14 protein-coding genes are annotated in these 14,389 nt (G+C 60.8%); 5 read left to right on the top strand and 9 right to left on the bottom strand.

The annotated features are described in order from the left end of the window. Window positions 1-85 precede the first annotated feature (85 nt). From relA to IH404_RS20460, 5 genes are all read right to left on the bottom strand, one after another. Window positions 86-2,329 carry a GTP diphosphokinase gene (gene relA / locus IH404_RS20440; protein WP_005790193.1) on the bottom strand — a complete coding sequence of 748 codons (2,244 nt, stop codon included), beginning with the start codon at window positions 2,327-2,329 and terminating at the stop codon, window positions 86-88. 121 nt (window positions 2,330-2,450) lie between these two features. Next, window positions 2,451-3,803 carry a 23S rRNA (uracil(1939)-C(5))-methyltransferase RlmD gene (gene rlmD / locus IH404_RS20445; protein ID WP_194438886.1) on the bottom strand — a complete coding sequence of 451 codons (1,353 nt, stop codon included), beginning with the start codon at window positions 3,801-3,803 and terminating at the stop codon, window positions 2,451-2,453. Continuing rightward, window positions 3,803-4,705 carry a cysteine synthase CysM gene (gene cysM / locus IH404_RS20450; RefSeq protein WP_005790197.1) on the bottom strand — a complete coding sequence of 301 codons (903 nt, stop codon included), beginning with the start codon at window positions 4,703-4,705 and terminating at the stop codon, window positions 3,803-3,805. The genes rlmD and cysM overlap by 1 nt, the downstream gene beginning before the upstream one ends. Before the next feature lie 231 nt (window positions 4,706-4,936). Beyond that, on the bottom strand, window positions 4,937-5,542 hold the full coding sequence (locus tag IH404_RS20455; protein ID WP_005790198.1) for a DTW domain-containing protein: 606 nt from the start codon (window positions 5,540-5,542) through the stop codon (window positions 4,937-4,939). Between the two features lie 7 nt (window positions 5,543-5,549). Beyond that, window positions 5,550-6,443: a LysR family transcriptional regulator gene (locus tag IH404_RS20460; RefSeq protein WP_194438887.1), complete on the bottom strand. Its 894-nt coding sequence runs from the start codon at window positions 6,441-6,443 to the stop codon at window positions 5,550-5,552. Between the two features lie 149 nt (window positions 6,444-6,592). Between IH404_RS20460 and speB the strand changes: the two genes are divergently transcribed. Together speB and IH404_RS20470 are read left to right on the top strand one after the other, a co-directional pair. Further along, window positions 6,593-7,543 (top strand): agmatinase, encoded by a 951-nt coding sequence (speB, locus tag IH404_RS20465; RefSeq protein WP_005790202.1) that lies wholly within the window; start codon window positions 6,593-6,595, stop codon window positions 7,541-7,543. A gap of 131 nt (window positions 7,544-7,674) precedes the next feature. Continuing rightward, window positions 7,675-9,057, top strand: a complete 1,383-nt coding sequence (locus IH404_RS20470; RefSeq protein WP_194438888.1) for a sodium:solute symporter — start codon at window positions 7,675-7,677, stop codon at window positions 9,055-9,057. Between the two features lie 188 nt (window positions 9,058-9,245). Here IH404_RS20470 and IH404_RS27990 read toward each other — a convergent pair whose 3' ends face one another. Both IH404_RS27990 and IH404_RS20475 read right to left on the bottom strand, forming a co-directional pair. Further along, a complete protein-coding gene (locus tag IH404_RS27990; RefSeq protein ID WP_003193089.1) occupies window positions 9,246-9,368 on the bottom strand; it encodes a PA1414 family protein in 123 nt (40 codons plus the stop codon). Between the two features lie 142 nt (window positions 9,369-9,510). Continuing rightward, the gene (locus tag IH404_RS20475; protein ID WP_005790206.1) at window positions 9,511-10,404 is read right to left on the bottom strand and encodes a LysR family transcriptional regulator; all 894 of its coding nucleotides are present in this window, start codon (window positions 10,402-10,404) and stop codon (window positions 9,511-9,513) included. Between the two features lie 104 nt (window positions 10,405-10,508). Between IH404_RS20475 and IH404_RS20480 the strand changes: the two genes are divergently transcribed. Next, window positions 10,509-11,687: an MFS transporter gene (locus tag IH404_RS20480; protein ID WP_005790208.1), complete on the top strand. Its 1,179-nt coding sequence runs from the start codon at window positions 10,509-10,511 to the stop codon at window positions 11,685-11,687. Here IH404_RS20480 and IH404_RS20485 read toward each other — a convergent pair. After that, on the bottom strand, window positions 11,631-12,029 hold the full coding sequence (locus tag IH404_RS20485; RefSeq protein ID WP_032803665.1) for a DUF2177 family protein: 399 nt from the start codon (window positions 12,027-12,029) through the stop codon (window positions 11,631-11,633). The two genes, IH404_RS20480 and IH404_RS20485, sit on opposite strands and share 57 nt — an antisense overlap. Window positions 12,030-12,098: 69 nt before the next feature. Beyond that, window positions 12,099-12,935 carry a S1-like domain-containing RNA-binding protein gene (locus tag IH404_RS20490; protein WP_019820451.1) on the bottom strand — a complete coding sequence of 279 codons (837 nt, stop codon included), beginning with the start codon at window positions 12,933-12,935 and terminating at the stop codon, window positions 12,099-12,101. Between the two features lie 322 nt (window positions 12,936-13,257). On the opposite strand from IH404_RS20490, the gene IH404_RS20495 reads away from it, so the two are divergent. Together IH404_RS20495 and IH404_RS20500 are read left to right on the top strand one after the other, a co-directional pair. Continuing rightward, window positions 13,258-13,437, top strand: coding sequence for a hypothetical protein (locus tag IH404_RS20495; protein ID WP_003193095.1), 180 nt, complete (start codon window positions 13,258-13,260; stop codon window positions 13,435-13,437). A gap of 213 nt (window positions 13,438-13,650) precedes the next feature. Next, window positions 13,651-14,373 (top strand): TorF family putative porin, encoded by a 723-nt coding sequence (locus IH404_RS20500; protein WP_005790212.1) that lies wholly within the window; start codon window positions 13,651-13,653, stop codon window positions 14,371-14,373. Window positions 14,374-14,389: the final 16 nt, after the last annotated feature.

Below are 14,389 nucleotides of genomic sequence, written 5' to 3' on the forward strand. Positions count from 1 at the left end.
GTTTCAGTCACCAGATGTATCAACTGATAGGCAGCTATCGGGAGCAAGCCCCCTCCCACACTTTAAACGGCGTTCACCCAGTTACTCATGGGGTACGGTTACGCCGCGTCTCGATGATGTTCGGCAACTGGGAAATCCTCCCAAGCAACCGCCCCAGCGCATCCAGGCCCGGAATCTCGATGGTCAGGGACATCAACGCCGTGTTGTCCTCTTTGTTCGAGCGGGTGTTGACCGCCAGCACGTTGATCCGCTCGTTGAGCAGCACTTGCGAGACGTCACGCAGCAAGCCGGAACGATCGTAGGCACGGATGATGATGTCCACCGGGTAAGTGAGCACCGGCACCGGCCCCCAACTGACCTGGATAATCCGCTCCGGCTCGCGCCCGCCCAGCTGCAGCACCGAGGCGCAGTCCTGGCGGTGAATGCTCACGCCACGGCCCTGGGTGATATAGCCGACGATGGCGTCGCCCGGCAACGGCTGGCAGCAGCCGGCCATTTGCGTCATCAGGTTGCCCACGCCCTGGATCTGGATATCGCCACGCTTGCCCGGTTTGTAGCCGGTGGCCTTGCGTGGGATCAGTTCCAGCTGTTCGTTGCCGCGCTCGGGCTCGACCAGTTGCTGGGCCAGGTTGACCAGTTGCGCCAGGCGCAGGTCACCGGCACCGAGGGCGGCGAACATGTCTTCGGCGATCTTCATGTTGGCCTTTTCGGCCAGCTTGTCGAAGTCCACCTGAGGCAGGCCCAGGCGCGCCAGTTCGCGTTCGAGCAGGGTCTTGCCGGCGGCGACGTTCTGGTCGCGCGCTTGCAGTTTGAACCAGTGGACGATCTTCGCCCGCGCCCGCGAGGTGGTGATATAGCCCAAGTTCGGGTTCAGCCAGTCGCGGCTCGGCGTGCCGTGCTTGCTGGTGATGATCTCGACCTGTTCACCGGTTTGCAGGCTGTAGTTGAGCGGAACGATGCGCCCGTTGATCTTGGCGCCCCGGCAGTTATGGCCGATTTCGGTGTGCACGCGGTAGGCAAAATCCAGCGGCGTGGCGCCCTTGGGCAAGTCAATGGCATGGCCGTCAGGGGTGAAGATATAGACCCGGTCCGGCTCGATATCCACCCGCAGCTGTTCGGCCAGCCCGCCGATGTCGCCGAGTTCTTCGTGCCATTCCAGCACTTGGCGCAGCCAGGAGATTTTCTCTTCGTACTGGTTGGACCCGGCCTTGACGTCGGTGCCCTTGTAGCGCCAGTGCGCGCACACGCCCAGCTCGGCCTCTTCGTGCATCGCGTGGGTGCGGATCTGCACTTCCAGCACCTTGCCTTCAGGGCCGATCACCGCAGTGTGCAGCGAGCGGTAGCCGTTTTCCTTGGGGTTGGCGATGTAGTCGTCGAACTCCTTGGGGATGTGGCGCCACAGGGTGTGGACGATCCCCAGCGCGGTGTAACAGTCGCGCATTTCCGGCACCAGCACGCGCACCGCCCGCACGTCGTAGATCTGGCTGAAGGCAAGGCCCTTGCGCTGCATTTTGCGCCAGATGGAATAGATGTGCTTGGCGCGGCCGCTGATGTCGGCGTCTACGCCGGTTGCCTGCAGCTCGGAACGCAGTTGGCCCATCACGTCGCTGATAAAGCGCTCGCGATCCAGGCGCCGCTCGTGCAGCAACGTGGCGATCTGTTTGTATTGGTCCGGCTCCAGGTAGCGAAAGGACAGGTCCTCCAGCTCCCACTTGATGTGGCCGATGCCCAGGCGGTGGGCCAGCGGCGCGTAGATGTCGAAGACTTCGCGGGCGACGCGGTTGCGCTTTTCGTCGTCGGCGGTCTTCACCGCACGGATCGCGCAGGTACGCTCGGCCAGCTTGATCAAGGCGACGCGCACGTCGTCGACCATCGCCACCAGCATCTTGCGCAGGTTTTCCACCTGGCCCTGGGTGCCCAGCACCATCGACTGGCGTGGGCTGAGGCTGGCACTGATGGCCGCCATGCGCAGCACGCCGTCAATCAGTTTGGCCACCACCGAACCGAAACGCTGGCCAACCGTGGCCAACGGAATATGCCCTTCGCGCACGCCGCGATACAGCACGGCGGCGATCAGCGAATCCTGGTCCAGCTTGAGATCGGCGAGGATCTCGGCGATTTCCAACCCGGTGCGAAAGCTTGAAGTGCCTTCGGCCCACAGGTTCTTGGCCGCATTGTCTTGCTGCTCAGACTCACGAGCGAACTCGCAGGCTGCTTTCAAGGCTTCACGGTCCAGTGCCGGGTCGACACTGACGGCATGATCCAGCCATGCCTCGAGATTGATACTGCCGTCGGTGTTGATCGGCTGGTGTGCTCTCACCTGTACCATCTTGCTTACCTTCCCTACGACGCACCTTTGATGCGCCAAAATCATCGCCGACTTTTACTGCGAGCTCCGTAGCAGTACCAAGGCCTTGGAGAACGCAGGCCAGTCGGATTAAACGGGCATCCTAGCCCGCTTCAAATAACGCCATGGCCTCGACATGCGCAGTCTGCGGAAACATGTCGAGAATCCCGGCACGCTTTAGCCGGTAGCCTTGCTTGACCAACTCAACCGTGTCCCGCGCCAGCGTGGCTGGGTTACAGGACACATACACCAGGCGCTTGGCTCCAAGGGTGGCGAGCTTGCGCACAACCTCTTGGGCACCATCGCGGGGTGGGTCCAAGAGTACCGCAGAAAAGCCCTGTTTGGCCCATGGCGCGTCAGTCAAAGGTTGAGACAGGTCGGCCTGAAAGAACTGCACGTTAGGCAAATGGTTGCTCGCGGCATTGAGTGCCGCACGGTCCACCATGGTCTGCACACCCTCTACCGCCACCACTTCGCGCACCTGGCGCGCCAGCGGCAAGGCGAAGTTGCCAAGGCCGCAAAACAGGTCCAGCACCCGTTCGTCGGCTTGTGGCGCCAGCCACTCCAATGCCTGGGCAACCATCGCCTGATTGACCCCGGCGTTGACCTGCACAAAATCTCCCGGCCGGTAAGCCAGTTCCAGATTCCAGGCATCCAGGCGAAACCCCAGGGCCTGGTCGGGCTCGACAGGTTCCGGCTGACCCTCGCCATGCAGCCATAATTGGGCTTCATGGAAGGTGCAGAATTCTTTCAGGATCAGCAGGTCTGCTTCGGACAGCGGTGCCATATGCCGCAGCAACACAGCGATGGACGAACCACTGAACAGCTCCACATGCCCCAGCGCCTGCGGTTTGCTCAGGCGACGCAGCATATTCGGCAAGCGCTGCATGATCGGTTGCAAGGCTTGTACCAGCACCGGGCAGTCGTCGATAGCGACGATGTCCTGACTGGCCACGGCGCGAAAACCCACTTCGAGTTTCTTCGCCTTGGCGTCCCAACGTACGGCCACACGGGCGCGACGCCGGTAACCGAACTCCGGCCCGCTCAACGGCGGCGCCCACTCTTGCGGTTCGACACCTGCCACCCGCGACAGTTGTTCGGCGAGCATGCGCTGTTTCAGGGCAAGTTGCTGGTCATGGGGCAGGTGCTGCACGCTGCAACCGCCGCAGCGGCCAACATGGGCGCAGGGTGCCGGGCGCCGTAGCTCGCTGGCCTTGAACACCCGCTCGGTGCGGGCCTCAACCACTTTGCCGTGGGCGCCCAACACCCGCGCTTCGACTTCTTCGCCGGCCAGCGCGCCATTCACAAACCAGGTGCGGCCTTCAAAGAACACAATGCCACGGCCATCATTGGCCAGGCGTTCGATGGTCAGGCGCTGTTTCTTGCCCACCGGGATCTGCGGGGCCCGGCTGCCGCCTGTCGGCTGGAAGCGCAGGCCTCTCTCGTGCTTGGCCATCAGTTGGGTTCGTCGAAGATGCCGGTCGACAGGTAGCGGTCGCCTCGGTCACAGATGATCGCGACGATCACCGCGTTTTCCACTTCTTTGGACAAGCGCAACATACCGGCCACGGCGCCGCCGGAGGACACGCCGCAGAAGATGCCTTCTTCACGGGCCAGACGGCGCGTAGTGTCTTCGGCTTCGCGCTGGGCCATGTCGATGATGCGGTCTACGCGCGTCGCGTTGTAGATCTTCGGCAAGTACTCTTCGGGCCAGCGGCGGATACCGGGGATGGCCGCGCCTTCCATCGGTTGCAGACCGACGATCTGGATCGCCGGGTTCTGCTCCTTCAGGTAGCGCGAGTTGCCCATGATGGTGCCGGTGGTGCCCATGGAGCTGACGAAATGGGTAATGGTGCCCTGGGTCTGGCGCCAGATTTCCGGGCCGGTGCTGGTGTAGTGCGCTTCGGGATTGTCACCGTTGGCGAACTGGTCCAGCACCACGCCACGGCCTTCGGCGGCCATACGCTCGGCGAGGTCACGGGCGCCTTCCATGCCTTCTTCCTGGCTCACCAGAATAAGCTGGGCACCGTAAGCGGTCATCGCCGCCTTGCGCTCGGCACTGCCGTTGTCGGGCATGATCAACACCATCTTGTAGCCCTTGATCGCCGCGGCCATGGCCAGGGCGATGCCGGTGTTACCCGAGGTGGCTTCGATCAGGGTGTCGCCTGGCTTGATCTGCCCGCGCAACTCGGCGCGGGCGATCATCGACAGCGCCGGGCGGTCCTTGACCGAGCCGGCCGGGTTGTTGCCTTCGAGTTTGAGCAACAGGGTATTGCTGGTTTCACCCGCCATGCGTTGCAAGCGGACCAGGGGCGTGTTGCCGACGCAATCGGCGATTGTTGGGTACTGCAAGGTCATGGCGTATTCGCAATCCAGACTGCGGGGGCGGACATCATACCGGGAAAGGCCGGCGGGCCATATCACGCAAAGTGTGGTGCTTATGGCTTATAGGAATAAGCTAATAAAGTGGCGCCGGTTGGGACGCCATCGGGAGCAAGCCCCCTCCCACAGTTGATCGCGTTCCAACATGAGAATACGGTCGACTGTGGGAGGGGGCTTGCTCCCGATGGCCGCACCTCGATAAACCTGCTACTCCCGCCGCCCGCCGCCATGATTTTTCTGAAAAACCTTCTCCCCCATCGCCGCAATCTGCCCTTCGATCAGTGCTTCAAAGGGTTTGAGCAGCGGCTCGAACGATACCGGCGCTTCCAGTACCTGCAGCGCTTGCACGATTGCTTCGACCGTTGACAAGGCGCCAGGCCCCGGCGCCTTGCGCAAGCGATAGCGGGAAACGCCGCCTAGGGCCAATGTCACCCGGGGCAACGCCGCCAGCAAAGGGTTGAGGTGCAACAGCTTGCGCGCCTTGCGCCAGGTGCCATCGGGAACCACCAATAACAATGGCTGATCGTCAGGTGCGTAAGCGTGCAGCGGCTCGGCATCATCGGCCGGAAACAACAATCGCGCCCGATAACCAGGCGGGTTTAATAACGTCGCCAGATCATCAAACACCTCCCCCACCACCAACTGCGCATTATTCAAGCCCAACGCCGCCAACCTCGCGGTATTGAGCGCATGGCCGACCTCGCTCGGGTGCTGCAACAGCAACACGCGGGTGCGGCTGTCGAGGGTCGGGATCAGTGCACAGAGGCAATGAGTGGTCGGCCGCAAGCATTGCGGGCATTGGGGTCTGGGCATGGTTTTTTCAGGCCTGGTTGAGCTGGGTCTTGAGCAAGTCGCGGAAGGTCTGGATCAGCGGTTCACGGCTACGGCCACGGCGCATGATCATCGAGAACGGCGCCTGGTAGCCGAAGGTCGCCGGCAGTAACACGCGCAGGTCACCCTTGTCGGCCCAGGCCTGGGCGTAGTGTTCGGGCAGGTAACCGATGTAGGCGCCGGACAATACCAGGATCAACTGCGCTTCCATACTTTCCACGGTCGCGGCGCTGTGTTTGAAGCCGTGGCGCGCCAGCTCGGCCTGGCTCCAGTAGCCGCGGCCGACCATACGTTGCTGAGTGATGACCTGTTCGGGAATACGCCGCTCGCTGAACAGCGGGTGCCGGCTGCTGCAATACAGCCAGTGCTGTTCGCGGTACAGCGGCATATAGATCAGCCCGCTCATACGGTTGGAGAACGCACCGATTGCCAGGTCCAGGCGGTTGTCCTGTACGCCCAGTTGCAGTTCGTAGGGGCTCATCACCGACAGATTCAGGTGAACCGCCGGATGTTCCAGGCTGTAGGCGCCAATCACTTCGGCGAACGGCAGGGCCTTGTCGCTGACGGTGGAATCAAGCACGCCCAGCTTGAGCGTGCCGCGCAACTCGCCTTTGAGCGCGGCAGCGTATTGCTCGAAGCCCTCGAGCTCGCCCAACAGGCGCAGGGTTTCCTGATGAAACAGCTCGCCTTTGCTGGTCAGGCTGAAGCCGCCACGTCCTCGATGGCACAGCACCAGGCCCAGCGCGGATTCGAGTTGGCTCATATACGTGCTGATGGCCGACGTCGACAGGTTGAGTTCGTGCTGGGCATTGGCGAACCCCTGGTGGCGCACGACGCTGACGAAGATGCGCAGGAGTTTCAGGTCGGGCAAGGCGTTGGCCATGGTCGGCTCCGGACAGGGATGCGTGCAGTCTACCTCCCTGCATTAGTTTAGAAAAATCTGAACTAAGTATTTGCCCCTGCCGATTCTTCCTGCCCCAGGCTTTTCGCAGAATCGGCCATCAATAAACAAAACAACGATGAGGCAATCCCGTGGACAAGATTTTCCACCAACCACTGGGCGGCAACGAAATGCCGCGCTTCGCCGGCATCGCCACCATGATGCGCCTTCCCCACCTGCAAACGGCCAAGGGTCTGGACGCTGCCTTTATCGGCGTGCCCCTGGATATCGGCACCTCGCTGCGCGCCGGCACACGCTTCGGGCCTCGGGAAATCCGCGCCGAGTCGGTGATGATCCGCCCCTACAACATGGCCACCGGCGCTGCACCGTTCGACTCACTGTCAGTGGCCGACATCGGCGACGTGGCGATCAACACCTTCAACCTGCTCGACGCCGTGCGCATCATCGAAGAAGCCTACGATGAAATCCTCGAGCACGACGTGATCCCCCTGACCCTGGGCGGCGACCACACCATCACCCTGCCGATCCTGCGGGCGATCCACAAGAAACACGGCAAGGTCGGACTGGTGCACATCGATGCCCATGCCGACGTCAACGACCATATGTTCGGCGAAAAAATCGCCCACGGCACCACCTTCCGCCGCGCCGTGGAAGAAGGTTTGCTCGATTGCGACCGCGTGGTGCAGATCGGCCTGCGTGCCCAGGGCTACACCGCCGAAGATTTCAACTGGAGCCGCAAGCAAGGCTTTCGCGTGGTCCAGGCCGAAGAATGCTGGCACCAATCCCTGGCGCCGTTGATGGCCCAAGTGCGGGAAAAAGTCGGCGGCGGCCCGGTGTACCTCAGCTTCGACATCGACGGCATCGATCCCGCCTGGGCACCCGGCACCGGCACCCCGGAAATCGGCGGGCTGACCACCATCCAGGCGATAGAGATCATCCGTGGCTGCCAGGGCCTGGATCTGATTGGTTGTGATCTGGTGGAAGTTTCGCCGCCCTACGACACCACCGGCAACACCTCGCTGCTGGGCGCCAACTTGCTGTACGAGATGCTCTGCGTATTGCCTGGCGTCGCGCATCGCTGATGCCTTCACGATAACAATCAAGGGGATCGCGCAGATCCCCATCCAACGATGTACCTGACCTTCGCTCGCGTATTGACCGAGCCGGCTGCCGCCTGATCGCCCATAAAAAAGATAATCGGAGAATCACCGTCATGGCTTTGGATTTATTCGTCGTACTCATCTACGCCGCCGGTATGCTCGTGCTCGGCTACTACGGTATGCGCCGCGCCAAAACCCACGAAGACTATCTGGTGGCGGGCCGTAACCTCGGCCCGTCGCTGTACATGGGCACCATGGCCGCCACGGTATTGGGCGGCGCCTCCACCGTCGGCACCGTGCGCCTGGGTTATGTGCACGGCATTTCAGGTTTCTGGCTGTGCGCCGCGCTGGGCGCCGGGATCATTGCGCTGAACCTGTTCCTGGCCAAGCCGCTGCTGAAGCTGAAAATCTTTACCGTGACCCAGGTCCTGGAAAAACGCTACAACCCCATGGCGCGACAGGCCAGCGCGGTGATCATGCTGGCCTATGCACTGATGATCGGCGTGACCTCGATCCTGGCCATCGGCACCGTGTTGCAAGTGCTGTTCGACTTGCCCTTCTGGATGTCGGTGCTGGTAGGCGGCGGTGTGGTGGTGGTGTATTCAACCATCGGTGGCATGTGGTCGCTGACCCTGACCGATATCGTGCAATTTGTGATCAAGACCGTCGGCCTGATGTTCATCCTGCTGCCGATCTGCCTGTACCGCGTCGGCGGCTGGGATGAACTGGTGGCCAAGCTGCCGGCGTCGAACTTCAGCTTTACCGCGATCGGCTGGGACACGATCATCACTTACTTCATGATCTACTTCTTCGGCATCCTGATCGGCCAGGATATCTGGCAACGAGTGTTCACCGCCCGTGATGAAAAGGTCGCCCAGTACGCGGGCGCTTTCGCCGGCGTCTACTGCATTCTCTACGGCCTGGCGTGCGCCCTGATTGGCATGGCGGCTCACGTGCTGATCCCGGATCTGGATAACGTCAACAATGCCTTTGCCGCCATCGTCAAAGCCTCGTTACCGGACGGTATTCGTGGCCTGGTGATTGCGGCTGCCCTGGCGGCGATGATGTCCACCGCCAGCGCCGGCCTGCTCGCTGCGTCCACCGTGTTGACCGAAGACCTGCTACCACGGCTGCGCGGTGGCAGGCAATCGAGCCTGGGCATCAACCGCTTGTTCACCCTGATGACCGGTGTGGCCGTATTGGGCATCGCACTGGTGGTGAATGACGTGATCAGCGCGCTGACCCTGGCCTATAACCTGTTGGTGGGCGGTATGTTGGTACCTCTGATTGGCGCGATATTCTGGAAGCGAGCCACCACCTCGGGCGCGATCACGTCCATGGCGCTGGGTTTCGTAACCGCGCTGGTGTTTATGTTCAAGGATGGGTTGGATGCAAACACACCGATTTACTGCAGCCTGGCGGTGGCCCTGGTGAGTTTTGTGCTGGTGAGTGTGTTGTCGCGCAAACCAGATACCGTGGCGGCTCGGGCGGCTTGAGCGATTAGGATAGTTTCTTCAGCGGGTGCGACGTCGGTGTTCGCGCCCGTTTTTTTGCCCTGCACAAAATAATTGTGGGAGCGGGCTTGCTCGCGAAGGCGGTGTGTCATTCAACCATTTACTGGCTGATGCACCGTATTCGCGAGCAAGCCCGCTCCCACATTTTGCATATTCTTTGGGCCTGATACTCAGCGGCGACGGGGCCGGCGCTGCTCATCGTCCGTGCGGATCGGCACCGGTTGCAGCGGGGGCTCGATCAAGCCCAGCGCAACGCCAAGATCGTGGAGCCAGTTTTGGATTTTCTCTTTCATGGTTGCCCCCTTTGAGGGTAGTGCTGGTCGGCGTGAGTTTTGTCGCCGTTTCCTACAGAGATAGTAGCCCTAAGTCCTAGGTAATGCTTGAACGAAACCACAACTAACTATTACTGGATTGATCCAAATCCTGACGAATCGCTCAAGCGATGGCGCGCGTATCTGCCAGGCTTGCCGGGCTGCCTTCGTGCTGCAGGTCGATCCATGCATTGAGGTTAGCGCCGAGCATACCCTTTCGCCACATCAGCCAGGTGGTCGCAGTGGCAAAAGGCCCGGTCAGCGGATGAACGGACACGCTGTCCTTGCCTGGCAGGCTGTCGAGCATCGATTGCGACATCAACGCCACCCCCGAACCGGCGATCACACACGCAAGCATCCCTTGATAGGACTCGATCTCGATAGCCCGCCCCATGGCTACATGCTCGTGGGAAAACCAGGTTTCCAGGCGCGTGCGATAGGCGCAACTGCGTCGGAACGTGAACACCGGTCGCCCGGCAACGTCCCGGGGCCCGCGCACCGGTGGGTGATCGGCTTCGCAAATCAATACCAGGCGCTCTTCGCACAGCGGTACGCCATCCAGAGTCGCGATGGTCAGCGGACCGTCCACAAACGCTGCATCCAGCCGCCCGGTAATCAAACCTTCCAGCAACTCCCCGCTGGGCGCCGACTGTACTTGCAGGTTCACCATGGGGTAAGTCCTGTGATAGCGCGCCAGCAGCTTGGGCAAGTGAACCGCGGCGGTGCTGTACATGCTGCCCAGCACAAAATCACCAGCCGGTTGACCGCCTTGTACGGCGCCGTGAGCTTCGTCATGCAGCGCCAGCAGCCGGGTGCTGTAGTCCAGCAGCACTTTACCCGCAGGAGAAAGCTGCAACCGCTGGCGCTCACGCACAAACAGCTCGACCCCCAGCTGCTCCTCCATCTGCTTGAGGCGGGTCGACAAGTTCGATGGCACGCGGTGCAAACGTTCGGCGGCGCGGGTGATGGAGCCCTCTTCCGCCACGGCCTGGAAAATCCGCAATTGACTGAACTCCATACCTTTCTCCAAAACTGAACAAGTTACTCACTATTATTCAATTTTACAGAAAGTCAATCCGCCTTAGCCTACAAGTCATTCGCTTTCCTGTAGGAAACCTAAGCATGTCACCGCAGATTCGTTTACTTGCCAGCTTTATCGCCCTGATGATGGCCATGGGCATTGGCCGCTTCGCCCTGACCCCGCAAATGCCGCATTTGCTCAGCGAAGGTCAGGTCGACCTGGCGGATGCCGGGCTGATCGCGGCCGCCAATTACTTGGGCTACTTTGTGGGCGCGGTGGATTCGATCTTTGCTCGCAGCCATCATCATGTACGCGGCCGCCTTTATGGCGGGTTGTGGCTCTGCGTACTGCTGACGCTCGCGTCGTACTGGGCCCATGGGTTCTGGCCGCACTTGCTGTTGCGCTTCGGAACCGGCGTGGCCAGCGCCTGGGCCCTGGTGATGATTACCAGCCTGAGCCAGCCGCTGGCGATCGCCGCCGGCCGGCCGCGTCTGGGTGCGCTGGTATTTGCCGGGCCGGGACTGGGGATTGCGCTGACGGGGCTGCTGGCGCTGGGCTCGAACTTGCTGGGGCAAGGCTCCGCCATGCTGTGGCTGGTCTACGGCATCGTTGCCCTGGTGATGCTGCTGGCGATCCTGCCCTTTTTACCCAAGCCAACCCTCACGGCGCCTGCTGAAACCCGTGCAAGCAACAACGGCAGCATCGCGCATCTGTGCTGGATCTATTTCCTGTTCGGCCTGGGCTACATCATCCCCGCGACCTTTCTGTCGCAGATGGCCAACGCACAGTTCAACGGAGCCTGGCAGGCCGATCTGTTCTGGCCCTGCTTCGGCCTGGCTGCCGCTGTAGGTGTGGTGGTGGCAAGCCTGCGCCGCAAGAGCCCGGACACCACGCGCCGCTGGCTGATCGTGACCTTGTGGCTGCAAGCGGCCGGGGTCTTCGCCTGCCTGCTCGGTAACGGTTGGGGCCTGGCGCTGGGCGTGTTGTTGTGCGGCGCGCCCTTCCTGGCCTGCATGCAACTGGTAATGGCGCGCCTGCGCGAGGTTGCACCCAACGGCTACCAACGCAGCACAGGGCTACTGACCGCCAGCTTTGCCATCGGCCAACTGAGCGGTCCGCTACTGGCCTCGATGAGCAGTCACCTCGGTGGTGGTCTGCACCCGGCGTTGATCGTCGCCGGTGCCGGGTTGTTGGTGGCAGGCTCGGTCTTGATCAACCGCCAACTACCGATGCACACGCCGTGCACACAGGTGGCCGACGGTGCAGCACAGGGCGGTTAAACAGGTGCCCCACGCCATGTCCATCACCGCGAGCCCGGCGGACCAGCCCTGAAGCGTGGCCCAATTGCTCAAATCATAAGTGCCATAGGCCACCAGGCCCAGCAGTGCGCCCAACCGCGCAGCACGTTGCCAACTGGCACTGGGCAAGACCACGAACACCACACAACCGAGGACATACAGCAGATAAAACAACACCGCAGGCAACAGGCGCGGCTGATCAAGCATCAGCGGGCCGAGCAGGGATTTGTAGGTGGGGCCCATCAGCACGCCGAGCCAGAGGCCGTCGAGGAGCAGGAAGGCGAGCAAGGTGCCGAGGTAGGCGAAGAGCGGTCTCTTGGACATGACACGAGCCTTTGTAGGAGCGAGCTTGTTGTGGCGAGCAAGCTCGCTCCTACAGAGAGCCAGGCGCGATCAGCTTAGTTCAATGCGGTCGGCGTGAATCACGATCTGGCCTTGCTTGTAGAGCGCACCAATGGCCTTTTTAAAGTTGCCTTTGCTGACGCCGAACAAGTTGCTGATCACCGCCGGATCGCTTTTGTCGCTGACCGGCAGGGTGCCGTTGTTGTCACGCAACTTGGCGAGGATCTTGGAGTTGAGGCTGGAGGCCGCTTCCTGGCCGACCGGTTGCAGGCTCAGGCTGATGTTGCCATCGGCGCGAATCTCCTTGATGAAGCCTTTTTCTTCCTTGCCCGGGCGCAGGAACTTGAACACTTCGTTCTTGTGGATCAGGCCCCAGTGCTTGTTGTTGATGATTGCCTTGAAGCCCATGTCCGTGGCTTCAGCCACCAGCAGATCGACTTCCTGGCCCACCTGATAGTTGGCCGGCGTCTTGTCCAGGTAACGGTCAAGGCGTGCGGTGGCGGTGATGCGCTTGGTGTGCTTGTCGAGGTAGACGTGCACCACGCAATATTCACCCGCTGTCAGCTGGCGCTTTTCTTCCGAATACGGCAGCAGCAGATCCTTTGGCAGGCCCCAGTCGAGGAACACCCCGATACTGTTGACTTCCACAACTTTCAAACTGGCAAATTCGCCGACTTGAACTTTGGGTTTTTCAGTGGTGGCGATAAGTTTGTCATCGCTGTCCAAGTAAATGAAAACATTAAGCCAGTCTTCATCTTCACTGGGAATATCTTTAGGGATATACCGATTAGGCAAGAGGATTTCGCCATCTTGCGCACCATCGAGGTACAAACCAAAGTTAGTGTGCTTGACCACTTGCAAGCTGTTGTAGCGCCCGACTAAAGCCATTTCCAATACCCTCATTGCGTGGGCGGCATTCTACCCGAGTTGGGCCTTGCACGCGCGCGCGCCTGAAAAATCGCGGGCTGGCATGGCGTTCTACTGGCATCGCCCCGCTCGTCTGATCAATCGGTTGAATTTTTCCGGGCCGCCAACCTCGCATACGCCCATGGTTTCGAGCTAAAACAGTAAGTTAGCGGCATATTTCATCATTAAACCTGGGCTCTTTCCCAGCCTGGTCTATATTCTCAGGGGATATTTGCCAAGCAATTGTCAAGTATTTCCTGTACGATGCTTGGCCAAGTTAATTCTCTACAGGTTAGTGGCCGCCATGCGTGTAAAAGCATCCAACAGCAAAGCAAAGCCAGCTCCCGCCGTTGAAACCAGCGAATCGATCAATAGCCAGATTGCTGCTTTCCTCAAGTCCGGCGGCGAAATCCAGCAAATTGCCAAGGGCGTGAGCGGCCAGACTTTCGGCCCGTCCAAGCAGATCAGCCTGGGCAAGAAGTAATCGTCCTGCCTGCGCACTGCATCTGGTCCCTAAGCGTCTTGCCTTCAAGGCGCTAGGACTAGAGTTGGAAACACCCTCGTACCCCCTTCAATATCAAGCTAATCGACGAACGGGCCTCAATGCCTGGCATTCGCCGGTATCCTTGCACACGTCTAGCACGGGCATCTGCTCGAACCCGTCCGTTACTGCTCCTCGCTTTTCATGGAGTGAAGCATGCTTAAACGCTGTATTTTCCTGGTCAGCATTCTGATCGCCAGCCCTTTGGCCGAAGCGCAGATTTTTCAGCGTGAACTGGGCGACTTCGACCTGAAATTGGGCACCACCCCCAGCCGTAGCATGGCCCAGGGTCTGGTCAAGCCCACCTCTCCTGGCAGTGACTCGTTCCACGGTGGCCTGGACCTTACCCACGACAGCGGCCTGTATTTCGGCCAGTTTTCACCGAATATGGGCCTGTCGTCGGCCAACAATCTCGAAGTTGACTCCTACCTGGGTTTCAAACGCCCTTTCGACCAGACCCTGGGCTATGAAGTGGGCTTGATTCACTACAGCTACCCCAAGGTCAGCCCCCTCGACAGCCAGGAGTTCTACGGCGGCCTGAACCTGTTGGGCAACCGCTTCGGCGTGTCCTTCAGCAACGACCCCGACCGCCAGGACAGCACCCTGTTCGCCGACCTCGGCGGCACCCAGCCGTTCGGTATCGGCGTCAGCATGAAATACACCACCCACCAATTGGGCACACCGGTGTCGGTAGAAAACGGCGCCATCAGCAGTTTCAGCGACTGGTCGGTGCAATTCTCCCGGGCCTGGAAAGGCATCGACCTGGATCTGATCTACAGCGACTCCAGCCTCAGCGGCGGTGACTGCTCGGCCTACTCCGGACACAACTCGCAATGCGACGGCCTGTTGACCTTGAAGGCCGTCCGGCCGTTTTATTGATGGGCTGAACTGTCGC

Origin of the sequence: Pseudomonas sp. OST1909, from assembly GCF_015277575.1 — a bacterium.
GTDB lineage: Bacteria > Pseudomonadota > Gammaproteobacteria > Pseudomonadales > Pseudomonadaceae > Aquipseudomonas > Aquipseudomonas synxantha_A.